The 26,022-nt window shown below is 65.6% G+C and carries 24 protein-coding genes and 1 tRNA gene; 24 read left to right on the forward strand and 1 reads right to left on the reverse strand.

What is annotated here, in order from left to right; all coding sequences use genetic code 11:
- The first annotated feature begins 56 nt into the window (after positions 1–56).
- The 24 genes from BLU54_RS10635 (at position 57) to BLU54_RS10750 (ending at position 23,666) form a co-directional block, all read left to right on the forward strand.
- Positions 57–854: a BON domain-containing protein gene (locus tag BLU54_RS10635; RefSeq protein WP_091907852.1), complete on the forward strand. Its 798-nt coding sequence runs from the start codon at positions 57–59 to the stop codon at positions 852–854.
- 104 nt (positions 855–958) lie between these two features.
- The gene (locus BLU54_RS10640; RefSeq protein WP_170845117.1) at positions 959–1,357 is read left to right on the forward strand and encodes a c-type cytochrome; all 399 of its coding nucleotides are present in this window, start codon (positions 959–961) and stop codon (positions 1,355–1,357) included.
- 68 nt (positions 1,358–1,425) lie between these two features.
- Positions 1,426–1,501 (forward strand) — tRNA-Ala (locus BLU54_RS10645).
- Positions 1,502–2,220: 719 nt separating this feature from the next.
- A complete protein-coding gene (gene brnQ, locus BLU54_RS10650) occupies positions 2,221–3,531 on the forward strand; it encodes a branched-chain amino acid transport system II carrier protein (RefSeq protein WP_091907855.1) in 1,311 nt (436 codons plus the stop codon).
- Between the two features lie 107 nt (positions 3,532–3,638).
- Complete coding sequence (locus tag BLU54_RS10655; protein ID WP_091907857.1) at positions 3,639–4,496, forward strand: glucose 1-dehydrogenase; 858 nt, start codon at positions 3,639–3,641, stop codon at positions 4,494–4,496.
- Between the two features lie 988 nt (positions 4,497–5,484).
- Positions 5,485–6,570: a porin gene (locus BLU54_RS10660; protein ID WP_091907859.1), complete on the forward strand. Its 1,086-nt coding sequence runs from the start codon at positions 5,485–5,487 to the stop codon at positions 6,568–6,570.
- 280 nt (positions 6,571–6,850) lie between these two features.
- A complete protein-coding gene (locus BLU54_RS10665; RefSeq protein WP_091907862.1) occupies positions 6,851–7,708 on the forward strand; it encodes an ABC transporter ATP-binding protein in 858 nt (285 codons plus the stop codon).
- A 43-nt stretch (positions 7,709–7,751) separates the two neighbouring features.
- Positions 7,752–8,525 (forward strand): ABC transporter permease, encoded by a 774-nt coding sequence (locus BLU54_RS10670; RefSeq protein WP_091907864.1) that lies wholly within the window; start codon positions 7,752–7,754, stop codon positions 8,523–8,525.
- A 49-nt stretch (positions 8,526–8,574) separates the two neighbouring features.
- Positions 8,575–9,369, forward strand: a complete 795-nt coding sequence (locus BLU54_RS10675) for an SDR family oxidoreductase (RefSeq protein ID WP_091908040.1) — start codon at positions 8,575–8,577, stop codon at positions 9,367–9,369.
- A 27-nt stretch (positions 9,370–9,396) separates the two neighbouring features.
- Positions 9,397–9,945, forward strand: coding sequence for a cupin domain-containing protein (locus BLU54_RS10680; protein WP_091907866.1), 549 nt, complete (start codon positions 9,397–9,399; stop codon positions 9,943–9,945).
- Between the two features lie 153 nt (positions 9,946–10,098).
- Positions 10,099–10,989, forward strand: a complete 891-nt coding sequence (locus tag BLU54_RS10685; protein WP_091908042.1) for an alpha/beta fold hydrolase — start codon at positions 10,099–10,101, stop codon at positions 10,987–10,989.
- On the forward strand, positions 10,970–11,848 hold the full coding sequence (locus BLU54_RS10690; protein WP_091907868.1) for an IclR family transcriptional regulator: 879 nt from the start codon (positions 10,970–10,972) through the stop codon (positions 11,846–11,848). The genes BLU54_RS10685 and BLU54_RS10690 overlap by 20 nt, the downstream gene beginning before the upstream one ends.
- Positions 11,845–12,639 carry an SDR family oxidoreductase gene (locus tag BLU54_RS10695; protein ID WP_091907870.1) on the forward strand — a complete coding sequence of 265 codons (795 nt, stop codon included), beginning with the start codon at positions 11,845–11,847 and terminating at the stop codon, positions 12,637–12,639. Before BLU54_RS10690 ends, BLU54_RS10695 begins: the two co-directional genes overlap by 4 nt.
- Positions 12,632–14,284 carry a thiamine pyrophosphate-binding protein gene (locus BLU54_RS10700; protein ID WP_091907872.1) on the forward strand — a complete coding sequence of 551 codons (1,653 nt, stop codon included), beginning with the start codon at positions 12,632–12,634 and terminating at the stop codon, positions 14,282–14,284. The genes BLU54_RS10695 and BLU54_RS10700 overlap by 8 nt, the downstream gene beginning before the upstream one ends.
- The gene (locus tag BLU54_RS10705; RefSeq protein WP_235837889.1) at positions 14,277–15,092 is read left to right on the forward strand and encodes an aspartate dehydrogenase; all 816 of its coding nucleotides are present in this window, start codon (positions 14,277–14,279) and stop codon (positions 15,090–15,092) included. The genes BLU54_RS10700 and BLU54_RS10705 overlap by 8 nt, the downstream gene beginning before the upstream one ends.
- A 163-nt stretch (positions 15,093–15,255) precedes the next feature.
- Positions 15,256–16,740: an aldehyde dehydrogenase gene (locus tag BLU54_RS10710; protein WP_091907874.1), complete on the forward strand. Its 1,485-nt coding sequence runs from the start codon at positions 15,256–15,258 to the stop codon at positions 16,738–16,740.
- Between the two features lie 504 nt (positions 16,741–17,244).
- Positions 17,245–18,291 carry an ABC transporter substrate-binding protein gene (locus BLU54_RS10715; RefSeq protein ID WP_235837890.1) on the forward strand — a complete coding sequence of 349 codons (1,047 nt, stop codon included), beginning with the start codon at positions 17,245–17,247 and terminating at the stop codon, positions 18,289–18,291.
- Positions 18,292–18,347: 56 nt separating this feature from the next.
- Complete coding sequence (locus BLU54_RS10720; protein WP_091907876.1) at positions 18,348–18,674, forward strand: hypothetical protein; 327 nt, start codon at positions 18,348–18,350, stop codon at positions 18,672–18,674.
- Positions 18,671–18,892 carry a recombinase-like helix-turn-helix domain-containing protein gene (locus BLU54_RS10725; RefSeq protein ID WP_091907878.1) on the forward strand — a complete coding sequence of 74 codons (222 nt, stop codon included), beginning with the start codon at positions 18,671–18,673 and terminating at the stop codon, positions 18,890–18,892. The genes BLU54_RS10720 and BLU54_RS10725 overlap by 4 nt, the downstream gene beginning before the upstream one ends.
- 139 nt (positions 18,893–19,031) lie before the next feature.
- A complete protein-coding gene (locus tag BLU54_RS10730) occupies positions 19,032–20,057 on the forward strand; it encodes an aromatic ring-hydroxylating oxygenase subunit alpha (RefSeq protein WP_091907880.1) in 1,026 nt (341 codons plus the stop codon).
- A complete protein-coding gene (locus BLU54_RS10735; RefSeq protein ID WP_091907883.1) occupies positions 20,057–20,482 on the forward strand; it encodes a RidA family protein in 426 nt (141 codons plus the stop codon). The genes BLU54_RS10730 and BLU54_RS10735 overlap by 1 nt, the downstream gene beginning before the upstream one ends.
- 71 nt (positions 20,483–20,553) lie before the next feature.
- The gene (locus BLU54_RS10740) at positions 20,554–21,504 is read left to right on the forward strand and encodes a PDR/VanB family oxidoreductase (RefSeq protein WP_091907885.1); all 951 of its coding nucleotides are present in this window, start codon (positions 20,554–20,556) and stop codon (positions 21,502–21,504) included.
- A 44-nt stretch (positions 21,505–21,548) separates the two neighbouring features.
- Positions 21,549–22,517, forward strand: a complete 969-nt coding sequence (locus tag BLU54_RS10745) for a VOC family protein (RefSeq protein WP_091907887.1) — start codon at positions 21,549–21,551, stop codon at positions 22,515–22,517.
- Between the two features lie 585 nt (positions 22,518–23,102).
- Positions 23,103–23,666 (forward strand): YggT family protein, encoded by a 564-nt coding sequence (locus tag BLU54_RS10750; RefSeq protein ID WP_091907889.1) that lies wholly within the window; start codon positions 23,103–23,105, stop codon positions 23,664–23,666.
- 222 nt (positions 23,667–23,888) lie between these two features.
- Here the strand turns inward: BLU54_RS10750 and BLU54_RS10755 are convergent, their stop codons facing one another.
- Positions 23,889–25,562, reverse strand: coding sequence for a Na+/H+ antiporter (locus BLU54_RS10755; RefSeq protein ID WP_091907891.1), 1,674 nt, complete (start codon positions 25,560–25,562; stop codon positions 23,889–23,891).
- Positions 25,563–26,022: the final 460 nt, after the last annotated feature.

A 26,022-nucleotide genomic window follows, 5' to 3' on the forward strand; every position in this document is an offset into this window, starting at 1 on the left:
TCTTGCGGCCCGTCCATTCCGGCCGCATTGAACGACAGATTGAGGAGAGGCAATCGATGACGATGAGTGGTGTGGCAAAAGTGGCGCGCTGGTCGGTGCTTGCAGTGGCGATGTCCGCTTCGCTGCAAGGCTGCCCGCTGATCTTGCTGGGCGGCGCCGTGGGCGGCGCGGCGATGGTGGCCGATGATCGCAGGACGATCGGCACCCAGGCCGACGACCGCGACATTCAGATCCGCGCTTACAGCCAACTGCAGGGCGATCTGCCGAACACCGCTCACGTCGACATCGCGGTCTACAACCGGCGCGTGCTGATCGTCGGTGAAGTGCCGGACGAAGCGGCAAAGATCTTTGCGACGAAGATTGCGCGCAATGTGTCGAACGTGCGCGGCATCGTCAACGAGTTGTCGGTTGGCGAAGCCAGTTCGATGACCACGCGCTCCAGCGACACCTACATCACCAGCAAGGTCAAGGCTTCGCTCGTCGCGGAGAAGGGCGTACCTGCGAACTTCTTCAAGGTGGTGACCGAACGTGGCATCGTGTATCTGATGGGGCTGGTCACCGTCGACGAAGGCAATCGCGCGGCCGACATCGCCAGTCGCGTCCCGGGTGTGATGCAGGTCGTGAAGGTCTTCGAGTACATCCGTGCCGAGGACGCCAAGCCGCTGGCTTCGAACAGCAGCGCAGCGAGCACTCCGACGACGGTTGCCGCCGCGCCGGCTCAGGCAGACACGGGCGCGACGGTGGGCGCGGTGCCGGATGCGAGCGTCAGCGCGCAGCCCCTGGCCCAGCAGGCGCCCGCGCCGATCCAGAACGCGGCACCGGTCGAACCGGGCAATCCGAAGGCCCGCAAATAAGCAGTCGGCGCATCGTTGCTTTGATGGCTGCAACTGCTGTCAGTCCCCACTTGATTCCAGAACTCATCATGTCGTTCCCCAACCGCGGTGCGCTTCGCGCCGCTCTGAGCGTCGTACGGCGGGTCTCGATCGCGTCGATGTTCGCTGCGCCGCTGTTCGTTTCGTTCGCCGCCAATGCCGCGCCGGCAGCAAAGCCGGCGCCCCCGGCCGCCGCAACAAAGCCCCCGGCGATCGACGTCGCGCGTGCCGAGAATCTCGCGCGCGCCAACGCTTGCGTGAGCTGCCATGCCGCCTCGCGGCGGCTCGTCGGCCCGTCCTATGAGGACGTGGCGGCGCGCTACAAGACCGATCCGGCAGCGGAGACCAAGCTGATGGACAAGATCAAGAAGGGCGGCTCCGGCGTATGGGGCGTAATCCCGATGCCGGCCCATCCGCGCATGGCCGACGCGGATAGCCGCCTGCTCGCGCAATGGGTGCTGCAAGGCGCGCCCGCATCGCACTGAATGGTAGCCGCTGCGCCAGCCGAAAGCGCTTGCGCTCCGGCGGCGCTGTGTTAGAATTTCGGCTCGTTGGGGGGGTAGCTCAGCTGGGAGAGCGTCGCGTTCGCAATGCGAAGGTCGGGAGTTCGATCCTCCTCCTCTCCACCAATGAATAGAAAGGGCTTGGCCGGTGGCCAAGCCCTTTTTCTTTTGTCGCTCGAAAAAGCGGTTCCGCGTTGGTCGCGCCTGACGCCTGACCGCCGCTGTTTTTGCCCGACGCGTCAGTTGTTCGTCGTGCCCGCTGCCAGGGTTTTCGCCGCGCGCGGTGGCCCGTATGCGCTGCGGCCAGTGCGGCCGACGCGACCATGCGGTCGGCGTGGGTGGTTTGGGCGGGGATCGAACGGCGGGCGTTCCGCTGCTGCGCCGGTGGCTGCCTAAATCGAGACTCAGCCTCCCCAGCACCTCGCGCGTCGGGCCGGCGCAGCATCACCGTGGCATTGCGCACAGCGAAGCGAGCCACTGCCGCCGACCACGTCGCACCGCCGGCGGCAACCGCAGGATCCTGCCTGCGGCACAGCGGCACAGCGGCACAGCGGCACAGCGGCACAGCGGCACAGCGGCACAGCGGCACAGCGGTTAGGGCCGTCTCGCAAGCGCGGTAGGTACCGATATGCCGAAGCGCCCGCTGCGGCACTAGCCCTTATCGCGAAATGCTCGCGCGTAAAACGATAAGAATCGCTGAATAAGTGCGTCGCCGCGCGCGTCGCGCCGCGTCTCTCCTTATAATCGCGGTCCCCTCATCGTACGTCCGACGCCGGACAGCGGTTGTTGCGCGGTCAAACCGCAGTCAAACCGCAGTCAAACATCTCGCGTCGGCCAGGCCTCACATGTCCGCTGTCAAGTTAAGCAGGTTCGACGTCTGTGCGCTCGGGTTCATGACCTTTGCGCTGTTTGTCGGGGCTGGCAACATCATCTTCCCGCCGAACATCGGCCTTCACGCCGGCGCCTCGTTGTGGGCGGCGGCGGCCGGCTTCCTTGTCACCGCGGTTGGACTGCCGGTCGTCACGCTGGTGGCGCTGGCGCGTGTCGGCGGGGCGCTCGATGAGCTGAGCCGGCCGCTGGGCCGGGTGGGAAGCGTCGCGCTGGCAGTGGTCTGCTATCTCGCGGTGGGCCCCTTGTTCGCCACGCCGCGTACCGCGACGGTTTCCTTCGAGGTCGGCATTGCGCCGCTGACGGGAGGCACGCCGCTGGCGCTCGGCATTTACAGCGTCGTCTACTTCGCTGGCGTCCTCGCGCTTTCGCTTTATCCGGGACGCTTGCTGGATTGGGTCGGCAAGGTGTTGGCGCCGATGAAGATGGTCGCGATCGGCGCCTTGTGTCTGTCGGCGGTGGTGGCGTCGCGTAATGGCGTCGGTCCGATCGCGGCAGCCTATCGCGATGCGCCATTTCGCCAGGGCTTCAACGAAGGCTATCTGACGATGGACGCGCTGGGCGCGCTCGTGTTCGGCATTGTCGTGGTCAACGCGGTCCGTTCGCGGGGCGTGACCCGCGGCGTCGACCTGACGCGATATACCTGCATCGCGGCCTTGATCGCGGGCACCGGGCTGGCCGCCATCTACCTGGGGTTGTTCCGGCTTGGCTCGATCAGTCACGCGTTCGCTGGCGAGGCCAGCAATGGCGCGGCCATTCTTCATGCATATGTCGATCGCGCATTTGGCCCGCTGGGCGATCTGATGCTGGCCGGCTTGATCGTGCTGGCCTGCGTCGTCACGGCAGTTGGTCTCACCTGCGCCTGTGCGGAGTTTTTCAGCGAGTTGCTCGGTCTGCCGTACCGTCCCTTGGCGGTTGGCTTGGCCGTGTTCTCGCTTGTCGTCTCGAATCTCGGGCTCGACGCGCTGGTCGCGTTTTCGGTGCCGGTGCTGACAACCATCTACCCGCCGTGCATTGCGCTGGTTCTCGTCAGCTTTGGCAACCGGATCTGGCGCTCGCCGCGTTGGGTCGCGGTGTCGTCGGTCTTGATCGCGCTGGCCGTCGGCGGCGTCGACGGCCTCCGGGCGGCGCACCTGATCGATGCCCGGCCCGCCTGGATGGACGGTTTGCCTTTTGCGGCGAGCGGCCTGGCGTGGCTGCCGCCCGTCGTGCTGATCGTCTTGCTTGGCTTTGCGGACGCCGCCTGGCGGCGCCGTCCGGCGAACTGAGGCAGCGGGATCCGACGCGGGCATGCCGCGCTCTTGTACGTGTTCGCCGATTGGGTCCGTCGCTTGCTCGCCCTCCTGCATGGCAACGCAACCATCCAGGAGGAAGCATGAACGATCAAGCCAAGACACCACCGGCTCAAAAACAGTCGACCGTGCCGGGCCGTACGGCGCCGATGCACCCGCAGCCGGACCACGGTGAGCAGAGTTATCACGGTTCGGGGCGTTTGACTGGCAAGGTGGCGGTGATCACCGGCGGCGACAGTGGCATCGGCCGCGCGGTGGCGATCGCGTTTGCGCGTGAGGGCGCGGACGTATTGATCGCCTATCTCGATGAGCACGAGGATGCCCGCGAGACCGCGAAATGGGTCGAAGAAGCAGGGCGCAAGGCCGTGCTGCTGGCTGGCGAAATAGCCGATCCGGCGCATTGTCGTGAAATCGTCGCGAAGGCGGTCGAGGCATTCGGCCGGATCGACGTCCTGGTCAATAATGCCGCCTACCAGATGACGCATACATCGCTGGACGAGATCAGCGACGAAGAATGGGACTACACCTTCGACGTCAACATCGGCGGCATGTTCCGGATCACCAAGGCGGCGGTGCCTCACATGCCGGAAGGGTCGGCGATCATCAACACTGCGTCCGTCAATGCGGATACGCCGAAGCCGACCTTGCTGCCTTACGCTACGACCAAGGGCGCGATCCAGAATTTTACTGGCGGCCTTGCGCAACTGCTTGCGGAGAAGGGTATCCGGGCAAATTGCGTCGCGCCGGGGCCGATTTGGACGCCATTGATCCCGGCCACGTTGCCGGCGGAGCAGGTCGGCCAATTCGGCGCCGAAGTACCGATGAAACGACCAGGCCAGCCGGCTGAGCTTGCGGCAGCCTATGTGTTGCTGGCGAGCGATGGGGCCAGCTACATTTCCGGCGCGACGATCGCCGTGACCGGGGGCAAGCCCATCCTCTGAGCAGCGTGACGGGGTCAGGCATGCGCTCGCGAGTGCGAGCGCATGCCCCTGCCCCTCTTTCATTCGACCCACTGCCCCGGTGCGTCCTCTGCTAGGTGAATGCGGGCAATGCGCCGGGCGTCGCGATCATTCTGTGATGGCGTCGATAGGCGTGCCGGGAAGCGTAATTGCATTGCAGAGGGCGGCTTTGACCGTGCCACGTCCACGCGCTGCGGCGTGACTCAATCGGCATCCGCGCATGCTTGGAAGGGGCGGCTGAAAGGCGATGGTGGTGCGGTGCGCAACTTACGCGATGGCTCCAGCGAGGGACGACGAGTCCATGGCGTTGCAAGCAGCCACTCTGCTGTCTGCCTGAGCGTGTCTCCCTATTCGTTGTGTCTCCTGGTATCGGAAATCCCGCGCGGCGATGCCTTGTCGCGTCCGGCCCTTGAGTCGATCTGGTCGACGGCACCTGCTTCGGCGCGGGTGACGCTCGCATCGAAGCCAGGCCCATCGGCATTGCGAACAGTGTGCAAGGCATTCCGTGCGATTGCGTGGCATTGCGTAAGGGGCAGCAGCGTCGTCTGGCGCTTACATGCCCAGCATCAAGTCAGCATTCAGGATCGCGCCACGGCTGACGCGCTTCGATTCCGAGATAACCAACGCTTCCGGACACCTGTTGGTGTCATGCGAAGCATGGCGTAAGGCGGCCTGCCGCGTTGCTGGACGGCCGTCGTTGAAGCGCATCTTCAACGGCGTTGCGCGAGCCTCGCCCCTCGGGGGCGTCTCTTGTCCACACTTCAATGCGACCCGAGCGGAACGCGAAAGCACTGTCGCGTATTTGCATCATCTCGTAATAAATCCGTGGGCCGATTTTTGGCACCTATTGCGCACTTTTATACTTTCCATAGGCGCACATGTTGTCCATATATGGAACAAGACGCCTTTCCCGACCTGTTTGAGCCGGCAAGCCGCCGCCACGATGCGGCCCCCGGCTTGGAGACCGCTAATGAAACGTGTGATAGCAGGCAGCCTTCTCGCAATCGGCTGTACCGCCAGCGCCTACGCGCAAAGCAATGTGACCCTGTTCGGTAGCCTGGACGCGGGTCTCGGCTATGTGAACAATGCCGGCGCCGGCGCCGGCGCCAAGTATTTCCAGGTCCAGGGCAATATGCAGCCTGACCGCTGGGGCCTGCGCGGCAATGAAGATCTCGGCGGCGGCCTGAAGGCAACCTTCTGGCTCGAAAACGGTTTCTACACGAACACGGGCACCTTTGCATCGTCCGGCACGATGTGGAACCGCCAGGCATTCGTGGGCCTGTCGTCGACGAAATTCGGCTCGATGACGCTTGGCCATCAGACGCCGTTCAACTTCGACTGGTTGGGTCCGCTGTCGACCGCGTATCTGGCGCAAAGCTTCTACATGTTCCACCCGGGCAATCTCGACGAGCTTGCCGATACCGCCGCGGTGCCTTACGACAACTCGGTGAAGTATGTCTCGCCGTCGTTCGGCGGGCTGTCGTTCGGCGCGATGCTGGGCATGGGCAACACGGCCAATTTCGCGACCGGCAAGAAGATGAGCTTCGGCGCGAACTACCTGAATGGCGGCCTGCGCGCTGCGGCGGTCTATTCGGTCGAACGCAATCGTACGACGCTGGTCGGCCAGCTCGGCGGTGTCGACACCTTCCAGGGCCGCTCCACCACCGGTTTCACGGCTGAGAAGCTGGAGAACATGGGCGCCGGCGCATCGTACAAATTTGCGGGCTGGCTGGTCCACGCACTGTACACCCGCGTGAAGATCCAGAACCCCGGTTATTCCGACACGATGCAGAGCTGGGACGGCGGCGCCTCGTACCAATTCACGCAGGCGAACTCGGTGGCGGGCGGCGTCTCGACCTCGACCATCGGCGGACGCCGTTACTCGCAATTCGAGATCGGCGATATCTACGCGCTGTCCAAGCGCACGCAGCTGTACGCCAACATCCTGTACCAGCGCGCGGCTGGCAACAGCGCACGGGCGAATTTCTTCAGCATCGGCACGTCCAGTACCGGCAACCAGGTGATGGTGCTGACGGGTATCCATCACTCGTTCTGAGACCGCAGCGCGCTTGCTGCACATGGCTACCGACGGCTCCGCAAGGAGCCGTCGCGCTTTGTGGGCGGCGCGTCTCGCATCGACGTGTCCGGGATGGCGGCAAACCCGTAGGTCTGAAAAATTTTATTTTGACGCCGCTCGCCTTTGCCTATAATGACCAACAATAAAACGCTGGTTCATATTTGGAACGAACGCGTGGGCAAGGCAGGATGCCCATTCGCCGGTTCGCTGGCTGTCGCCGCCGGATCGCTCCCTCGGTAACGAACACAGGTTGGTCTCCATGTCTCAAGCGAATAGCCTCGAACGGCGCGCCGATGCCGCGTCGATCACCACGCCGGCGAGTGGTCCGGCGAGTCTGCATTACGCGATCGACTTCCGTAACGTGACGCGCCGTTTCCCGGAACGCAACGGGAAGGGCGAGATGACCGCGGTCAAGGATGTTTCCCTCTCGATTCGCAAGGGCGAGGTGGTCTCGCTGATCGGCCCGAGCGGCTGCGGCAAGAGCACGTTGTTGAACATGGGCGCTGGACTGTACGCGCCGTCCGAGGGCGAAGTCATCGTCGAGGGCAAGCGCGTGACCGGCCCGTCCGCCAACGTCGCGTTCATGTTGCAGAAAGACCTGCTGATGCCGTGGCGTTCGATTCGCGAGAACGTCGAGATCGGCATGCAGATCCGCAAGGTGCCGAAGTCGGAACGGGAGCAACGCGCACTGGCACTGCTCGAGCGCTGCCACCTGAAGGGCTTTGGCAACCACTATCCGCACCAGCTGTCAGGCGGCATGCGCCAACGCGCCGCCCTTGCACGCACGCTGGCGATCGATCCGCATGTGCTGCTGATGGACGAGCCGTTCTCGGCACTGGATGCGCAGACCAAGATGGTCTTGCAACAGGATCTGGCGCGGATGCTGGCAGACCAGGGCAAGACCGCGCTGCTGATCACGCACGATCTCGCCGAGGCCATTGCGCTGTCCGATCGGGTTTTCGTGATGAGCGAACGGCCGGGCACGATCATCGAGATCATCGACGTCGATCTGCCGCTGCGCGACAACCCGCTCGAGCGTCGCACGCTGCCGAAGATGAACGAGTACATCTCGCATTTGATGTCTCTGCTGAAGGTCGGCCGCGAAGACCTGCACTGAACGCCGCGGCACTGTCCGCAACGGAACCACGGAGCTTTACGACATGAAACGCGCTTCCACCGCCATCGGCAGCCTGCTGGTGTTGATCATCTTCCTCGCTGCGTGGCAATGGGGACCGGGCCTGTTCCACGTGCCCGAATTTGTCCTGCCGACCCTGTCATCGACGGTCGCCGAGGCCGGGCGGATGTTCCGCGTCGAGAACCTGATGATGCATGCCGGCGTGACGGCGCTCGAGGTCATCGCCGGTTTCGCGATCGGTTCGCTGCTGGGCGTCGTGATCGGCGTGGTGCTTGGCCTGTCGCCGCGTACGGAGACGATGCTCTCGCCGTACATCCTCGCGCTGCAGATCGCACCGAAGGTCGCGTTCGCGCCGCTGTTCGTCATGTGGATGGGTTACACCGTCTATCCGAAGATCCTGGTCGCGGTGCTGATCGTGTTCTTCCCGGTGATGGTCAACGTGCTTGGCGCGGTGCGCGCGGTCGATCCGGACCAGGTGAATCTTGTGCGCGCGTTGTGCGGCAGCCGTCTGCAGATCTTCCGTTTCGTCGAATTCCCGTCGGCAATGCAGGCACTGTTCGCGGGGCTGCGCATCGCCTCGACGCTGGCCGTGATCGGCGTGACGGTGGGCGAGCTGGTCGGTGGCGACCGCGGCCTGGGCTATCTGCTCGTCTACGGCGAAGGGCAGGGCAACACCGCGATGGTTTTCGTGTCGATCGCGGGGCTCACCTTGATCGGCATCGTCGCATATGCCTTCGTTGTCTGGCTTGAGCGCCGCATGCTGCACTACGTGCCGCGCGCCAATATGCGGATGGCTTGAGTGCGGTGCGAATCGCATGCAAACGATGGGCGAGAGCAAGGACGAAGCGATGAACCTGAACGCAAACGAGCAGGGTGAAACGGTTGGCGCAACCGTTTCGTTGGCCGGGCGGCGCTTGCTGATCACCGGCGGCGCGCGTGGACTCGGCGAGGCATTCGTGCGCGAGGCGCTTGCCGCCGGCGCCCGCGTCGTGTTCGCCGACCTGCTGGCGGAGCGCGGCGACGCGCTTGCCTCCGAGCTGCGCGACACCGGCGCCGCCGTCGACTTCGTGCCGTTGGATCTGCGCGATGCGGAGAGCGTCAAGGCGTGCGCGGCACGTGCGGCGGAACTGATGGGCGGCATCGACGGCCTGATCAACAACGGCGCGATCACCAATTCGGGCGGCAAGTTCGCAACCGAGCTGAGCATCGAGACCTTCGACGCCGTGCTCGACGTGAACGTGCGCGGCACGTGGTTGATGACCATCGCGGCATTGCCGTTCCTGCGTGCATCGGGACGCGGCCGCATCGTCAATATCGCCTCGGACACCGCGTTGTGGGGCGCGCCCAAGCTGCTCGCTTACGCCGCAAGCAAGGGCGCCGTGATCGCGATGACGCGCTCGCTGGCGCGCGAGCTGGGCGGTGACCAGATCACTGTCAACGCTGTCGCGCCCGGCCTGGTGGAAGTCGAGGCGACGGCCTACGTGCCGGCCGAGCGGCACGACACCTATCTCAATGGACGCGCCATCCAGCGCGCCCAGCTTCCCGCCGACGTGACCGGCCCAGTGCTGTTTCTGCTGTCCGACGCAGCCGGCTTCGTCACCGGACAATTGCTGCCGGTCAACGGCGGTTTCGTTCTGAACTGATGTGTTGTTTCATTTAGGAGAATCAGCATGGCTGACATGGATCAAGCGCCAGTAAGCGTGAGCAAGACCTGGGAGCGTCCGGAAGGCGCGAGCTTCGACGAATGGATGACGTCGCGTGTCGCGCGCTTCGCCACGCGTCGCTATGACTGGGATGCCCTGGCGTTCCAGTGCGAAGTGGATCCGCGCTATCGCCGTGCACAGATGCGCTACGTCGGCACCGGCGGCACGGGCGTTTCCACCGACAACAACACCGTGCCGTCGGGCAGCTTCACGTTCTCGACCATGGTGATTCCGGCCGGCAACATCGGCCCGTCGCACATCCATAACGACGTCGAGGAAATTTTCTTCATCATCCGCGGCAAGATGAAGATCGTCTGCGAGAAGGACGGCGAGCGCTGGGAAACGATCTGCACCGACCGCGACCTGATCTCGGTGCCGCCGGGCGTGTATCGCAGCGAGATCAACATCGGCGACGAAGACGCGTTGATGTGCGTGATGCTCGGCGCGGCCAAGCCGGTCACGCCTACGTATCCGCCGGATTCGGAACTGGCGAAGATCAAGCGCGAAAAGCGCTGAGCGCGACGGCGGACGCGTACCGGCGATGACGCCGGCTCGCGCCCGCTGCATGAAACACGGTTTTGCCTCGCGGCGAAGCCGATTCCTTTTGTCGGACACGGTCACGTCCGGCCAGCTGGCGGGATGCGGCTGTGTGGCAATACGGCGGATGACATGGCGCAGGCGAACGATCTCGAAGTGACACAGTGGCAGCAGCGGCTTGCACGCTTTCCGCTTGCCAGTGCGTCCGCGGGCGCGGGCCGGATCGTTTATCGGGACGCGGGCGCCGGCACGACCGCAGCGGTGCCCCTCGTCCTGCTGCACGGGATCGGCTCCGGCTCGCCGTCGTGGGTCGCACAACTCGAAGGGTTGAGCGAGCGCCGCCGCGTGCTGGCCTGGGACGCACCGGGTTACGCGGAATCGACGCCGGTCCAGCCGGCATCGCCTCATGCCGAAGATTACGCGGCCGTGCTCGAGGCCTGGCTCGATGCGCTCGGCATCGCGCGTGTTCATCTTGTCGGGCATTCGCTCGGCGCGTTGATGGCAGGCGCGTTCGCGCGCCGCGCTCCCGAGCGGCTCGCCAGCCTGCTGCTGCTTGCGCCGGCCGGCGGCTACGGTGCCGCGGAGCCGGCCATTCGTGACGAAAAGCGCCGCGCGCGTCTGGCCCTGCTCGACCAATACGGTCCGGCTGGCTTGGCGGAGCGGCGCAGCGGCAATCTGAACGCGCCGGGTGCCAGTGAGGCGGCGCGTGCCTGGGTGCGCTGGAACATGGCACGGATTCGTCCCGACGGCTATCGTCAGGCAACCGAACTGCTGGCGAACGGCGATCTGGCGGGCGATCTGTCAGCCTGGCGCGCCATCCCGTCGACGCGCGGTCCCGTGCGCGTGGCGGTCGGCAGCGACGACGCGATCACCACGCCGCAGGCCTGTGCCCGCATTGCCGCCGCTGCCGACGTCGCGCTCGACGTGCTGCCAGGACTGGGCCACGCCTGCTATATCGAGGATGGCGCGGGCCTCACCACCCTCATCGAAGGATTTGTCGAAAATGCCGAACACCAAGCCTGAAGCGGACGACGCCGAGGACGCCTCGAACGGGAAGGACACGCCGTACCTGGTTCCGGGCCTCGAGCGGGGTCTGCGCATCCTTGGCGAATTCACGCCGCGCCAACCGGTGTTGGGCGCGCCGGAGCTTGCAAAGCGCCTCGGCATTCCGCGCACGACCGTGTTTCGTCTGCTGCAGACGCTGGAATCGCTCGGCTTCCTGGAGCGTGCCGACAACGACCGCAACTACCGTCTCGGTGTTGCCGTGTTGCGGCTTGGCTTCGAATATCTCGCATCGCTGGAGCTGACGGACTTCGGCCTGCCGATTCTGGAACGGCTGCGCGACGACACCGGACTGACCAGCCATATCGTGGTTCGCGACGGCCGCGACGTCGTGTTCGTCGCCAAGGCACAGAGTCAGGAGCCGATCTTCAGTTCGGTGCGAGTCAATGTCGGCACCCGTCTCCCTGCGCACGCGACCATTCACGGCCATGTGCTGATGGGCGATCTCTCGCTTGACGCGCTGCGCGAACTTTATCCCGAAGGCAAGCTCGAGCAGTTCACGCCGGTCACGCCGGCCAGCGTCGACGCGCTTTACGAACGTATCCGCGAAGACGTCGAGCGTGGCTACGCGATCAGCCAGTCGTCGTTCGAGCGCGGCATCTCGGTGGTCAGCGCCCCGGTGCGCGACGCGAGCACGCGCATCGTAGCCGTCGTCACCGTGACGATTCCGCGGGCGCAGATCGACGGCGCCAACGAGCTGATCGGACGCGTGCGGGCCGCCGCCGACGAACTGTCGGCGCGCATGAACTATCGCGGCAAGCACCTGCAGGCCGAAGGCGGCAGCGCCGACAAGTATCTCAAATCCCTGGGAATCAAATGATCACGATCGACTTGAGCGACCGCGTGGCGGTCGTCACCGGCGGCTCCTCGGGCATCGGCCTCGCGTGTGTCGAACGCTTCCTGGAGGCAGGCGCGGCCGTGGCCTTCTGCGGCCGCGACCAGGCACGCCTCGATGCCGCCCGCGACAAACTCCAGCAGAAGTATCCGCAGGCCCGCCTGCTCGCGCATGCCTGCAACGTGCTGGACGCGGAAGAAGTTGGCGCCTTTGCCGATGCGGTCCGGTCCCACTTCGGGCGGACCGACATGCTGATCAACAACGCTGGCCAGGGCCGTGTCTCGACGTTCGCAACGACGACCGACGACGCATGGCGCGAAGAGCTGGAACTGAAGTATTTCAGCCTGCTGCGGCCGACGCGGGCCTTCCTGCCGATGTTGCGCGAGGCGCGCGGCAGCATTGTCTGCACGAATTCGCTGCTGGCGCTGCAGCCTGAACCGCACATGGTTGCCACCTCTTCGGCGCGCGCCGGCGTGGTGTCGCTGACCAAGTCGCTGGCGACGGAACTCGCACCCGACGGCGTCCGCGTCAATTCGATCCTCGTCGGCCTGATCGAGTCCGGGCAATGGCGCCGTCGCCATGCGGAGCAGGCTCGCGAAGGCCAGTCGTGGGAGGACTACACCGGCGAGCTGGCGCGCAAGAAAGGCATCCCGCTCGGCCGTCTCGGCCTGCCCGACGAAGCCGCGCAGGCGATCTTTTTCTTGGCGACCCCGATGTCCTCCTACACGACGGGCAGCCACATCGATGTCTCTGGAGGCTTGGCAAAACATGTCTGAAAAAACCACGGTCGGCGAGGTCATTGCCGCGTTCCTGGAAAGCTGCGGCGTCACGACGTCGTTCGGCGTCATCTCGATTCACAACATGCCGATCCTCGATGCGATCGGCCGGCGCGGCAACATGCGCTACGTCGGCGCGCGCGGCGAAGCCGGTGCGCTGAACATGGCCGATGCGTTTGCGCGCGTGAAGGGCCACCTGGGCGTCGCCTTCACCAGCACGGGCACGGCAGCCGGCAACGCGGCCGGCGCGATGGTCGAAGCCTTGACCGCCGGTTCGCCGGTGCTGCACATCACCGGACAAATCGAGACGCCGTATCTCGACCGCGACCTGGCCTACATCCACGAAGCGCCCGACCAGCTGTCGATGCTCAAGTCGATTTCGAAGGCCGCGTTCCGCGTCCGCTGCGTCGACACCGCACTTTCGACGGTGCGCGAAGCGGTTCGTGTCGCGCTGACCGCGCCGACCGGTCCGGTCTCGGTCGAGATCCCGATCGACATTCAGGCCGCGGAGATCGATTGGCCGGTGGACCTGGCGCCGCCGGCGATCACCGCCGCGCCGGCCGACGATGCGCGTGTCAGCGCGCTGGCCGATCAACTCGCGAAGGCGCATCGGCCGCTGCTGTGGCTGGGCGGCGGTGCCCGCGGCGCGTCCGCGGCGGCGCAGCGGCTGGTCGATTTGGGATTCGGCGTGGTCAGCAGCGTGCAAGGTCGTGGTGTGGTGCCGGAAGATCATCCGGCCACGCTCGGCGCCTACAACGTGCACGGCGTTGTCGAGGCGTTCTACAAGACCTGCGACGCAATGCTGGTAGTGGGCTCGCGCCTGCGTGGCAACGAGACGCTGAAGTACAAGCTGGCGCTGCCGCAGCCGCTGTACCGGATCGACGCGGATGGCCGGGCCGACAATCGCGGCTACAAGAACGCGATGTTTGTGCAGGGTGACGCAGAAGCGTTGCTCAATGCGCTCGCCGACAAGCTGGCGGGACGCATGGCCATCGATCCGGCGTTCCACGCCGACCTGTCCGCAACGCGCGAGAAAGTGGTCGCGCAGGTGCTCGACGGCCTCGGTCCGTACGCGTCGGTGGTGACCGCGCTGCAGCGCACGGTGGGCCGCGATTTCAACTGGGTGCGGGACGTGACGATCTCGAACAGCACCTGGGGCAACCGTTCGCTGCAGATCTTCGGGCCGCGCGCCGGGGTCCACGCACTCGGCGGCGGCATCGGACAGGGCATGCAGATGGCCATCGGTGCCGCGCTTGCCAACGTCGCGAAGAAGACGGTGTGTCTGGTCGGCGACGGTGGCCTGATGGTCAACGTCGGCGAACTGGCGACGGCAGTGCAGGAGAAGGCCAACGCACTGATCATTCTGATGAACGATCAGTGCTACGGCGTGATCCGCAACATCCAGGACGTGCAGTACGGGGGCCGTCGCTACTATGTCGATCTGCATCAGCCGGAGTTTGCGCAGTTCTGCGCCAGCCTGCAGTTGCCGCACCGCCGCGTCGCGAGCGCCGCTGAGGTCCAGGAGGCGATCGAATGGGGCGTCGGTGTCGAAGGTCCGGCGATGATCGAGATCGACATGAAGTCGTTCGGTCAGTTCTCGTCGAATTTCGCGGGCCCGCCGGTCAAGGAGAAGCAGAATGGCTGAAGCCTTGCCATTCAAGACGGTCACGATGATCGGTTTCGGGGCGATCGGGACGGTCGTGTTTCGCGCGATCGCGGCCGATCCGCAACTGCGTGTGACGCAGATCATCGTGCCTGAGCGCGACGTGCAGCGCGTGAGCGACGCGGTCGGTCCGTCGGTTTCGGTGGTGTCGTCGGTCGCGGCGCTGGCCGAGCGTCCTGACTTCGTGCTTGAGTGCGCGGGACACCAGGCGCTCGCGGACCACGTTCTGCCGCTGCTGGAGCGCGGCATCAATTGCGTGGTTGCGTCCGTCGGCGCGCTGTCCGACTCGGCCTTGCTCGAATCGCTGGAGCAGGGCGCGACTGTCGGGGGCGCGACACTGACGCTGCTCGCGGGCGCGATTGGCGGCATGGACGCGCTGTCGTCGGCACGCGAGGGCGGTCTGGAAGCGGTCGAGTATACGGGGCGCAAGCCGCCGCTCGGCTGGCTGGGCACGCCGGCGGAAGCGCGCGTGGACCTGGCCACGTTGTCCGAGCCGACGGTGATCTTCGAGGGTACGGCGCGCGATGCCGCTCGGCTCTACCCGAAAAACGCCAACGTGGCAGCGACCGTTGCGCTGGCGGGCGTCGGGCTGGACAACACGCGGGTCACGCTGATCGCCGATCCAGGCGTGACGCGAAACGTGCATCGCGTGCGGGCAACCGGCGCGTTCGGCGAGATGGCGCTCGAGATGTCCGGCAATCCGTTGCCGGACAACCCGAAGACCTCCGCGCTCACCGCCTACAGCGCGATCCGTGCACTGAAGAATCGCGTCGCCCACTGCGTGTTCTGACACTGCGCACCGGCTGCCGCCGGTGCTCCATGCTGTTTCCCCTCCCGCCCGTGCAGCGCACAGACGGGACTGCAACTCGTTGCAACCGCACCGGCCAGTTGGCCGGTGCCACCGCTCCAAGCCATCGTCTCCGCCAGCGGCGGAGGTTTTCCGAGACACGATCATGACCGCTCCCCATCTCGATTTCCCGGCAGACATTCTCGTCGGCGGCGTCTGGCGCCCGGGCCGCGGGCACCGCTACGCCAGCATCTATCCCGCGGACCAGAGCGTGAACGCGGAAATCGTCGCCGCCAACGTCGAGGACGTCGAAGAAGCCGTAGCCGCCGCGGACGCGGCGTGGCGCAAGGCGAACTGGGCCGGTCTCAAGCCGCATCAACGCGCGGCCGTTCTCTATCGCATCTCGGACCTGATCACGCAGCGCCATGAGGCGTTGGCGCAGATGCAGCGACGCGACAACGGCAAGCCGATCTCGGAGACGCGCGCACTGGTGACGAGCGCGGCGAATACCTTCCGTTATTTCGCGGCATGTCTTGAAACGTTGGAGGAGCAGGTCACGCCGTCGCGCGGCGACTACCTGACGATGAGCGTGCACGAGCCGCTCGGCGTCGTCGCGGCGATCACGCCGTGGAACTCGCCGATCGCGTCGGACGCGCAGAAGCTTGCGCCGGCACTGGCGGCGGGCAACGCGGTGATCCTCAAGCCGGCGGAGGTCACGCCGCTGTGCTCGCTGGCGCTGGGCCGTATCTGTGAGGAGGCTGGCGTGCCGAAGGGCGTGCTGAGCGTACTGCCCGGCAAGGGCTCGGTCATCGGCGACGCGCTCGTCAAGCATCCGCGCGTGAAGAAGATTGCGTTCACCGGGGGAACCGAGGTCGGTCGCGGCATCGCCCGCCTCGCGGCTGAAAAGTTGATGCCTGTGTCGCTCGAACTGGGCGGCAAGTCGCCGACGATCGTGTTCGCCGATGCCGATCTCGATCACGCGGTCAACGGCGTGCTGTACGGCATCTTCAGTTCGTCCGGCGAATCCTGCATTGCCGGTTCGCGGCTGTTCGTCGAGCGGTCGATCTACGACAGCTTCGTCGCGCGGCTGGTGGCGGCCACCGAGAAGCTGCGCGTCGGCGACCCGACGCGCGAGGACACCCAGATGGGACCGCTCGTCACGGGCCAGCATCGCGCGACCATCGAGCGCTACGTCGCGCTCGGCCTCGAAGAAGGTGGGCGTCTGCTGACCGGCGGACAACGTCCGGCCGGCGAGGGACGCGATGACGGCTTCTTCTTCCTGCCGACCATCATCGACGGTCTGCGCAACGACGCGAAGATCTGCCAGGAGGAGATCTTCGGGCCGGTGCTGGTAGTGCTGCCGTTCGACAACGAGGCGGATCTGCTGCGCGAAGCGAACGACAGCGTGTTCGGCCTGGCGGCCGGCATCTGGACCAGCGACTACAAGCGCGCCTATCGCGTCGCGCGTGCGCTCGAGACCGGTACGGTCTGGATCAATACCTACAAGCAGTTCTCGATCTCGACGCCGTTCGGCGGCTGGAAGGAGAGTGGTACGGGACGCGAGAAGGGCCGCCTCGGCATTCTCGAATACATGCAACAGAAGAGCCTGTACTGGGGACTGAACGACGCACCGCTGCCCTGGGCAAACTGAGGAAGCAGAGACGGCCACGCTGCCAAGTGTCACCGCATGACGGCGTGACGGCGTGAAGCGTGTGCGCCCTTTCGTGGCGCCCATGTCGTCGCTCGTCGTCATATGTAGCCGCCTGTCGCCGCCTGTCGGCGTAGGCGTCTGTGTGCTCTGGCGGCGTGGCCGTCGCCTCGTGCCGCCTGACCAGGCGCCAAGCCGGCCGTGTCAGAACGCCTCGCACCGTTGGCAGGAACCGAAGCGAAGTGGTCTGCATCGGCATCCGGATTTTCCCTGACGACAGTCGTTGGAAAAGCACCGCGCGTCGACCGGGCGGCGCGCGCTGACGTCGCGACACGTCCGGCGCAGATGGCTGATCTCGTTTTACTGCGCATTCACGGTCGGCTCCGACGTGGCTTGCGTGCGTACGAGCAGGACCGCTTCGGGACGTATCAATTAATTTTGACTTCTTGACACCTGGAAACCTGCCGAGAATAATCTTTTAACCACATATAAACAGACGTTCCTTATGTGGAACAAAACGCGGCGGATTTCGGAGAATTGTTGATGACGTTCCAGGCGAAGTTGGGCAGCATGTGGTCGCTCGGTCGCAGTGCGCTTCTCATGGGGGGCGTGGCAGCTGCGCTCGGTACTGCCAGCACCGGCGCGTATGCGCAAAATCAGGCGATTACCTACCTGCTGCCGGCGCCGGCGAGCGCCGTCGCCTTCGCGCCGCTGATGCTTGCGCAGAAGAAGGGTTATTTCGAACAGGCCGGCCTGACCGTGCGTTTCGTCAGCGTGCAGGGCGGTGCGGATGTCGGCAAGCAGCTCGCTGCCGGCAACGGCGACCTGGGCGGTGCGCTGGGCGATACGCCGATCGTGCTGCGTCCGAACGGCGTCAAGGTGAAGGGTGTCGCGCTGCTGGGCGGACGTACGCTGCACCAGCTGATGATTCGCAGCGACCGCAACGTCAAGAATCTGACCGATCTCAAGGGCAAGACGCTGACCGTCATTGCCTATCAGGACACGTCGTTCTACGCGGCGCAGGCCGTGCTCGCGCGCGCCGGCCTGACGCGCCAGGACGTCGCGATCCAGGCGGCCGGCCCGACGGGCGTCTGGCAGCAGGTTGCCGAAGGCAAGGCCGACGGCCTGGTCGGCGCGCCGGAGTGGGGCATCCAGATCGAGCAGCAGGGTGTGAAGGTGGACTGGAAATCGACCGACACCTTCTTCCCGGGCATGGCGCAGGCGATCATGGCCTCGGACGAGACGATCGCGAAGCGTCCGGACATGGTCAAGAAGTTCGTCGGTGCGGTCGTGCGTTCGCTCAACGAGATCAAGGCCGACCCGAAGGCGGCTGCCGTGGCGTACACCGAAGCGGTGCCGAGCTACAAGGGGCAGGAAGCTTTCGTCGAGAAGGTGCTCACGTACTACGTGAAGACCGTCTATCCGAACCAGAGCAAGACCGGCGCATTCGATCCTGATCGGGTTTCCAAGCTGCAGGACTATTACGCCAGCAAGGACATCATCCGTTCGAAATCGCCGGTCAACGATCTGTTCACCAATCAGTTCGTCCAGTAAGCCACGGCGGCACTGGCTCGCGAGCCAGTGCCGCTGTTTTTCACGTTCACGCCGCCATGAGCGATACGCAGCAAAACGTCCTGCTGACGATCTTTCTGAAGCACGACCAATCGCATAATCTGGATACGTTCCAGAGTCGTCTGAAGGCGAGCGACTGGTGGGAGCGCTTCCCGCCGGCCGGATGCGAAATCGTTTCGTGGACCGTTGCGATGGGCTTCGGCCAGATCGTCACGCTGTCCCTCCCGCCGGCGTTGCTGCCGGTGGTGAATGTCGAGCTGGAGCGCTCGGCGTGGGGCGTGTTCCGAACCGAATGCTTCCCCACCTATGATTTCGTTCCGGTCCGCGAGCGCATCCGCGAGCGCGTGAGGAATGGAGGACAATGACCATGGATCGCTATCTCGACCCCCATCAGGCGCGCACGCGCGCGCAGACGCCGTACGAAAACCTGCTCGGCGATTCGATCGAGCGCGCGTACGCGCAGGGCATCCACGAACTCGGACCGCTGGTGAACTACCTGAATCAGTTCGGACCGGGACCGCAGGAGGGCGACGCCTGGACCGAGGAGGCGTTCGCCGCGCTGATGGCCCGCCTCGGCAACTGATCCCGACGCGCTCGCAAGCGAGCGCCGCCGCGGGGCATGCCCTGTCCCCACGGACGGGCACGAGCCGCGCGACGCGATTGCCGGATCCGCAAGAACGATCCGCCGCGTCCCCACCCTACACCGTTGACTGGAGTCGACCATGACTACCCAACCCGACAACGTCGATACCGTTCTCGCGAACGGCCTGTTGAACCTCTGGTACCCGATCTGCCCGTCGGGCTTCGTCGGCCGCGTGCCGGTCTCGCTGCGTCGGCTCGGGAAGAAGCTCGCCGTCTGGCGCGACATGGAAGGCAAGCTGCACGCGCTCGAAGACCATTGCCCGCACCGCGGCGCGCCGCTCTCGCGCGGCATCGTGCTCGGCGACAAACTCGCCTGCGGCTATCACGGTGTCGAAGTGAACTGCAAGGGCGTGGTGGTCAGCGTGCCGGGCAGCCCGGGCTGCAAGCTGGAAGGCTCGACGGCGGTGCGCGCGTTCCATGTCACCGAACGCAATGGCGCGATCTGGCTGTACAACTCGGCGGAAAACGTCGACGAACCGCCGCCGCTGACCCTGCCCGAAGAATTGATCTCGGACGAATATTCGTCGTTCCTGTGTTACACGGAATGGCGCGGCGACTACCGCTACGTGCTCGACAACGTGATGGATCCGATGCACGGCACGTATCTGCACAAGCAGTCGCACTCGATGGCCCTCGGCGAAACGACCGCGAAGTTCCGTGTGCGGGATACCGAGACCGGCTTCGTTTTCGAGAAGGAAGGCCAGCGCGACGTCAACTTCGACTGGACCGAGTGGGCGGACACCGGGGTGCACTGGATGCGTCTGGAAATTCCGTATCCGAAGACCGGCGGCCCGGGCGGCAACTTCATCATCGTCGGCAGCTACACGCCGATCACGCCTGAACTCTCGGCGGTGTTCCACTGGCGCTGCCGCCGCCTGACCGGCTGGCAGCGCGACACCTGGCGCTTCCTGTACAAGAATCGCCTTGAAGCGCGTCATTGGGCGGTGCTCGAGCAGGATCGCGAGATGATGGAAGAGATGGAGCCCGACGCGAACCAGCGCGAGCACCTCTACCAGCACGACATGGGCATCGTGAAACTGCGGCGTCACATGCGCAACCTGGCCGGGCAGCAGATCGAGTCCGGCGTGTCGAAGCGGGGCGTGTGATGGCGGACAGCGCGCCGGCGGTCCGGCTGGTTTCCACCGAGGCCCCGGATCTGCCGACGTCGACCTGGACCAACGGTATCCGGATCGGCAACGAACTGGTATTGTCCGGGATGACCGCCTACCCAGCCGCGCGCGACGCGGCACTCGACACCTACGGGCAGACACTCGTTGTGCTGGGCAAGATCAAGTCGCTCGTCGAGGCGGCAGGCGGGAGCATCAACAATATCTGTAGACTCGTTGTCTACGTCACCGACATCGCCGACAAGGAAGCCGTAGGGCGCGCCCGACGCGAATTCTTCGCATCGGTGGGCGCCTTTCCGTGCTCGACGTTGGTCGAAGTCAGCAAGCTGGTCTTCCCGGAATTGACCGTCGAAATCGACGGTTTCGCTCGTCTCGATTTCGATCTCGGCGCCCTGGGCGCCTGAACGAGCGGGCCGGCTGGCCGGCGCGTTGGCGACGACTTCCACTGACACCGCCAGATACGTCCCGAACCTTTATGAGCCAAGCAGCCTTGCAAGCGCGTGTGCGCACCATGCGGTATGAAGCCGACGGCATCGTCAGCGTCGAGCTGACCCCGCTGCAGGCCGGTACCTTTCCGCCTTTCGATGCCGGTGCGCATATCGACCTGCATCTGCCGAGCGGCGTGACGCGCAGCTACTCGCTGCTCAACTCGACCGACGAGCGCGATCGCTACGTGCTCGGCATCCTGTCCGACGTGAAGAGCCGGGGCGGCTCGCGTTACGTGCACGAACAGCTCCGCGTCGGCTCGGTGCTGGGCATCTCCGCGCCGCGCAACAACTTCGCGCTCGACGAGAGCGCCGCCCATTCGGTGCTGATCGCGGGCGGCATCGGCATCACGCCGATTCTGTGCATGTACCGCCGGCTGCGTGCGCTCGGGCACTCGGTGCAGGTGCTGTATTGCGGCCGGAAACGGTCACAGGCGGCGTTCCTCGCGGAACTCGACGCGCTGGGCGGCGTGGATACGCATTTCGACGACGAGGCGGGCGGCCCGCCGAATCTCAAGGCGTATCTTGAAAAGCAGCCGCGCGATGCGCACGTCTACTGCTGCGGCCCGGCACCGATGCTTGGCGCATTCGAGGACGCATGCCGCGAACTCGGCATCGAGCACGTGCATCTAGAGCGGTTCTCGGCGGATACGACGGTGGCGCGCGCGGACGACGCGGGTTACATCGTCGAACTGGCCCAGAGCGGCAAGACGGTCGAAGTGCCGGCCGGCAAGACGCTACTCGAAACGCTGCTCGAGGCCGGTATCGACGCCGAATACAGCTGTATGGAAGGCATCTGTGGCGCGTGCGAGACGCGCGTGCTGGAAGGCGAACCCGACCATCGCGATTCCGTATTGAGCACGGCCGAGAAGGCCAGCAACAAGGTCATGATGATCTGCATTTCGGGATGCAAGAGCGGCAAGCTCGTCCTCGATCTGTAGGTTGGCACGGCGCGCCCGGACGGCGCGTCACGATGAGAAAAGAGATGACGATTCTCGGTATTGAACAGATCACCTACGGCGTCACCGCGCTCGACACCTGCCGGCGTTTCATGAGCGACTGGGGCCTGACCGAGGTCTCGGCGAACGAAGGCCGCGCCGATTTCGAGACGCTGAACGGCGGCCGCGTCGCGCTCGTCCTGCACGACGATCCGTCGCTGCCGGCGGCGATCGAAGAGGGACCGACGATCCGGGAAGTCGTCTGGGGCGTCGCGACGGCGGCGGAACTCGCGCCGATCGCCGAACGGATGCGCGGGCGGCCGGGCTTTTTCCAGGACGACACGGCAGTCGGCTGCGTCGACCCGAATGGTCTGGCGATCCGCATTGAAGTGACGCGCAAGCGGGAAATCGACGTGGTCGGTTCACCGTCGAACGCGTGGGGCCGTGAGCCGGCCCGCGTCGACACGCCGAGTCCGATCTACGAGCGCGCCCAGCCGATCGAGGTTGGTCACGTCGTGTTCTTCACGAACGCGCTGGCCGAGAGCGAAGCCTTCTATCACGAGGTGCTGGGTTTCGAGACGTCCGACCGCTACCCGCAGCGCGGTGCCTTCATGCGGTGCGCGCCGCACGGCGGGCACCATGACCTGTTCCTGCTGCAGCTGCCGAACGGCAAGCGTGGCCTGAACCACGTCGCCTTTACGGTTCGCGACATCCATGAGGTGTTCGGCGGCGGGCTGCACATCAGCCGTTGCGGCTGGCAAACGCAGCTCGGGCCGGGCCGTCACCCGGTCTCGTCGGCGTATTTCTGGTATTTCGCGAATCCGGCCGGCGCGCTGATCGAGTACTACGCGGACGAAGACCATCTGACGCCCGAGTGGCAACCGCGCGAATTCGAGCCGGGTCCCACGGTCTTTGCCGAGTGGGCGATTGATGGCGGCATCGACGGTTTCACCCGCCGCCAGGCCACTGGCGCGAAGCCGCCCGAAGGCAAGTTCCTGACCGACCGCAAGCCCTGATCGTCTGCCGGGTTCGCCGACCGGTCCCGGTCGGTGAGCGGGCTGCCTGAGCGGGCTGCTTGAGCGAGGACCCGGCTCAGTGCTCGCCTGATTCTGCGTGTCCCTGCCTGTCCCTGCCTGTCTCCCCCCGCCTCATCTCCCGCGGCCGACGCACGCCGGCGTCCGTGGCCATGCGGCGCGGTGCACCCAGACCGGTTGCGCCGACCTGGCCATTCCTTCGTCCCCTTCTGTTCCGCATCCCTGACAATTGCTGACGCCACGGCGGACGGCGGTCGACGCACGCGGTCTTCGCCGCCCGTTTGCGCAGTCGTTGGCTCGCGAGCCGCGAGAGCGACGGCGCGACTGTCACCTCGTCTCTCGTCGAGCGCGTCAGCCGATGTCGATGCCGCTGCTGTGCACCGGCGCACAGCAAGCGGCGGCCTCCCGGCCTAACATGCCCCGGTGGCGGTGGCGGTGGCGGTGGCGGTGGCGGTGGCGGCGCTCGCGGCGACCTGCGTGACGATCCGTCGCGGGTCGCGCCGGTCATGCTGGCCGTGCGACAATCCCGCTTTTGCGACAGCGCTGTCTTTTCCGCGAGGACCTCCGATGTTCGGCGATATCGCCCTTTTTCTGCTCAATATCGTCTTCACGCTGTTCGGGGCCGCGTTGGTCCTGCGCACATGGATACAGGCGGCGCGGGTACCGCCGCGCAACCCGATCTCTCAGGGACTGTTCCAGATCAGCGACTGGCTGGTGTTGCCATTGCGGCGCGTGATTCCCGGCTGGCGCGGTATCGATTGGGCGTCGCTGGTCGGCGCCTGGCTGACCGCGCTGGTCTACCTGCTGCTGATGTTCGCGTTGATCGGCGTGGATCTGGCGGCACTGTTCCCGGCGATATTGCTCAACGCGCTGCTGGTCGCGTTCAAGTGGGCGGTCAATCTGGTGCTGTGGGCCACGATCCTCTATGCGCTGATGTCGTGGATCAACCCGACCGCGCCGGCGATGATGATGCTCGACATGCTGCTTGCGCCGCTGCTCAATCCGCTGCGGCGCATCCTGCCGAACCTGGGTGGCTTCGATCTGTCGCCGCTGGCCTTGGTCGTGCTCACGCAGTTGCTGTTGATCGTCGTTGCCCGGTTGAGCGCGCCGGTCATCGCATCGCTGGTCTGAAGCCTTCGCCGGCGTCGACGCGAGCGTCGAGCGTCGGCACCGGACAGGCAGGGCGGTTCGCCTGTCCGGTGCCATGCGGTTCCGCCGCGGCCGTCGGCGTCGGCATGCGGCGCGACGGGTGGCTGGATGGAGGAACGGCGATCGTTGCCCCGTCCGCGCATTTGGCGCATTTGGCGCATTCGGCAAACCCGGCCCTTCCCGTCGGCCCGAATCTGCGGCCGTTCAGCTTTGCATCAGGGTACGGGACGCAATCGCGGTCTCGGCCAAGTCGGCCTCGTGCAGCAATTTTTCCAGCGTTTCGTCGTTGATCTCATTGCTGCTGCGCAGCTTGAACAGCAGCATGCGCTCCGCATGCAGGGCCGCAATGTGCATCTGCGTACTGAAATGCGCGGCCGCCAGCGCGCGCTCGCGCAACTCCTCGGTTTCGCTGTGCGCCTGCAAGGGGCGCCGATAGACCGTGGCAACCTGGGCCGCGACGTCGGCCAGCAGCGAGGTGTCGCCTTCCTCGCTTTCGATCTGCTTCGCCAGCGACTTGTGTTCGCGCTCGATCGCTTCGACGGCCGCTTGCGCGAGCCGCGTCCGCGTGTCGCGTTCCTCGCGCGTTTGCCGGTCTTCGCCGCGGGGCCGTTCGTGGCGCAGCAGCAGCGGTAGGGCGATTGCGGCCGACACCAGCGACAACAGGATCACGCCGGAGGCCAGGAAGATGACCGTGTCGCGAGCGGGGAGCGGACTTCCGTCCGGCATCATGAACGGCAGTGACAGCACACCGGCCAGCGTGATGGCACCGCGCACACCCGCGAACGAGGTGATCGCCGCGGTGCGCATGCCGGGGATCGCGCTCTTGAAGCCGGCGCGCAGCAGGGTCTTGCTCGACAGCCAACGCAGCAGCCAGACCCAGACGAAACGCAGCACGAAGAGCGCGGCGAAGACTGCCACGACCTCGCCGACCAGCGCCCACTCCTGCGCCGGATCGGTGCGATGCGCGTCGACCAGTGCGCGTCCGATGATGGCCGGGAACTGCTGGCCGAGCATGATGAAGATGATGCCGTTGAAGGTCAGTTCGATCATCGCCCAGACGCTGGAGCCTCGCATCCGGGTGGCGACGCTGTAGTTCTCCGGGTCGACCGAATAATTCATCATCATGCCCGCCGCGACCGCCGACAGGATGCCCGACAGGCCGAGGTGCTCGGCGAGCAGATAGGCGGCGAACGGCATCAGCAGGATCAGCAGCACCTGGGTGCCCGCGTCGTCGCCACCGGTCAGCCGGCCGATGCGTTGCCGCACGCGGTTGAACAGCCACGCGAAGGCGGCGCCGACGGCCAGTCCGCCGCAGGCGATCAGCACGAAGCTGCCTGCAGCGGCCCAGATCGAGAACACGCCGGTGAGCGCCGCCTTGATGGCGAAGCGCAGCGCGACCAGGCCGGATGCGTCGTTGAGTAGCGCTTCTCCTTCAAGCACGTGCATCAGCTGCGCGGGCAGGCGTTTCTTGCCGACGATGCCCGACAATGCGACGGCATCGGTGGGCGAGAGCACCGCCGCCAGTGCGAACGCGATCGGCAATGGGATCGCCGGCACGAGCCAGTGCACGAAGTAGCCGGCACCGGCGATCGTGAAGAAGACCAGGCCCAGTGCCAGCATCAGCACCGCGCGTCGGTGTGCGAACAGCTCGCGCTTCGGGATCCGCCACGCGTCCGCGAACAGCAGCGGCGGAATGAAGAGCAGCATGAACAGGTCGGGATCGAACGTCAGACGGACGTCGAACCCGGGCCAGGCGAGCAGCGCACCGATGAAGATCTGCACGAGCGGCAGCGGAATCGTGAACGGTACGAGCCTGAACAGCACGCCGGAAAGGGCCACGCTGAGCAGCAGAATGAGGACGGTGTAGACGATCTCCATGCGGTACGGGTCTGGGCTCCAGTATGGGGACGGGAGGGCCGGCTCGATCGGCGCGGACCTGTTGGCTGCGCCGTTGCGGCGCGGGCGTTGCCGACATACTACCGCTTACCGCGGCCGGCCTCGATGTCGGGCGCCGGCCAACGGGTTGGCGCGCGTGGTTGCGCGCGCGTCGGCTGCCGGCCGCATGCCGTTCTGCATGCGCGCCACGCACGGTCTGCATTGCGACCGATGCGCCACGCGACGTTCGTCGGCGAGCGCGGGCGAATTTTGGTAAAGCACAGCGGCGGAGCGGCCGAACGGCCAGGCGGGAAAGCGCGGTGGAGCATGGTCGGCCCGTGCCCAATGCGGCCAGGCCCATCGCCCGGCTGCGGGCACGCCGCCGGCAAGGGCGAACTCACTGAGAAAGCCAGAGGCCGTCGGACGCCATCGGATACTGACCAACACAGTCGAACAGCGATGC

Origin of the sequence: Chitinasiproducens palmae (genome assembly GCF_900095735.1) — a bacterium.
GTDB lineage: Bacteria > Pseudomonadota > Gammaproteobacteria > Burkholderiales > Burkholderiaceae > Chitinasiproducens > Chitinasiproducens palmae.

Bases quoted from the DNA above. Each gene is read 5' to 3' on its own strand.
- BLU54_RS10675 (WP_091908040.1), top strand. From the start codon at position 8,575: ATGAACCTGAACGCAAACGAGCAGGGTGAAACGGTTGGCGCAACCGTT.
- brnQ (WP_091907855.1), top strand. From the start codon at position 2,221: ATGTCCGCTGTCAAGTTAAGCAGGTTCGACGTCTGTGCGCTCGGGTTC.
- BLU54_RS10750 (WP_091907889.1), top strand. From the start codon at position 23,103: ATGTTCGGCGATATCGCCCTTTTTCTGCTCAATATCGTCTTCACGCTG.
- BLU54_RS10660 (WP_091907859.1), top strand. From the start codon at position 5,485: ATGAAACGTGTGATAGCAGGCAGCCTTCTCGCAATCGGCTGTACCGCC.
- BLU54_RS10755 (WP_091907891.1), bottom strand. From the start codon at position 25,562: ATGGAGATCGTCTACACCGTCCTCATTCTGCTGCTCAGCGTGGCCCTT.
- BLU54_RS10685 (WP_091908042.1), top strand. From the start codon at position 10,099: ATGGCGCAGGCGAACGATCTCGAAGTGACACAGTGGCAGCAGCGGCTT.
- BLU54_RS10670 (WP_091907864.1), top strand. From the start codon at position 7,752: ATGAAACGCGCTTCCACCGCCATCGGCAGCCTGCTGGTGTTGATCATC.
- BLU54_RS10710 (WP_091907874.1), top strand. From the start codon at position 15,256: ATGACCGCTCCCCATCTCGATTTCCCGGCAGACATTCTCGTCGGCGGC.
- BLU54_RS10730 (WP_091907880.1), top strand. From the start codon at position 19,032: ATGACTACCCAACCCGACAACGTCGATACCGTTCTCGCGAACGGCCTG.
- BLU54_RS10665 (WP_091907862.1), top strand. From the start codon at position 6,851: ATGTCTCAAGCGAATAGCCTCGAACGGCGCGCCGATGCCGCGTCGATC.
- BLU54_RS10705 (WP_235837889.1), top strand. From the start codon at position 14,277: ATGGCTGAAGCCTTGCCATTCAAGACGGTCACGATGATCGGTTTCGGG.
- BLU54_RS10655 (WP_091907857.1), top strand. From the start codon at position 3,639: ATGAACGATCAAGCCAAGACACCACCGGCTCAAAAACAGTCGACCGTG.
- BLU54_RS10690 (WP_091907868.1), top strand. From the start codon at position 10,970: ATGCCGAACACCAAGCCTGAAGCGGACGACGCCGAGGACGCCTCGAAC.
- BLU54_RS10680 (WP_091907866.1), top strand. From the start codon at position 9,397: ATGGCTGACATGGATCAAGCGCCAGTAAGCGTGAGCAAGACCTGGGAG.
- BLU54_RS10745 (WP_091907887.1), top strand. From the start codon at position 21,549: ATGACGATTCTCGGTATTGAACAGATCACCTACGGCGTCACCGCGCTC.
- BLU54_RS10725 (WP_091907878.1), top strand. From the start codon at position 18,671: ATGACCATGGATCGCTATCTCGACCCCCATCAGGCGCGCACGCGCGCG.
- BLU54_RS10735 (WP_091907883.1), top strand. From the start codon at position 20,057: ATGGCGGACAGCGCGCCGGCGGTCCGGCTGGTTTCCACCGAGGCCCCG.
- BLU54_RS10700 (WP_091907872.1), top strand. From the start codon at position 12,632: ATGTCTGAAAAAACCACGGTCGGCGAGGTCATTGCCGCGTTCCTGGAA.
- BLU54_RS10720 (WP_091907876.1), top strand. From the start codon at position 18,348: ATGAGCGATACGCAGCAAAACGTCCTGCTGACGATCTTTCTGAAGCAC.
- BLU54_RS10635 (WP_091907852.1), top strand. From the start codon at position 57: ATGACGATGAGTGGTGTGGCAAAAGTGGCGCGCTGGTCGGTGCTTGCA.
- BLU54_RS10695 (WP_091907870.1), top strand. From the start codon at position 11,845: ATGATCACGATCGACTTGAGCGACCGCGTGGCGGTCGTCACCGGCGGC.
- BLU54_RS10740 (WP_091907885.1), top strand. From the start codon at position 20,554: ATGAGCCAAGCAGCCTTGCAAGCGCGTGTGCGCACCATGCGGTATGAA.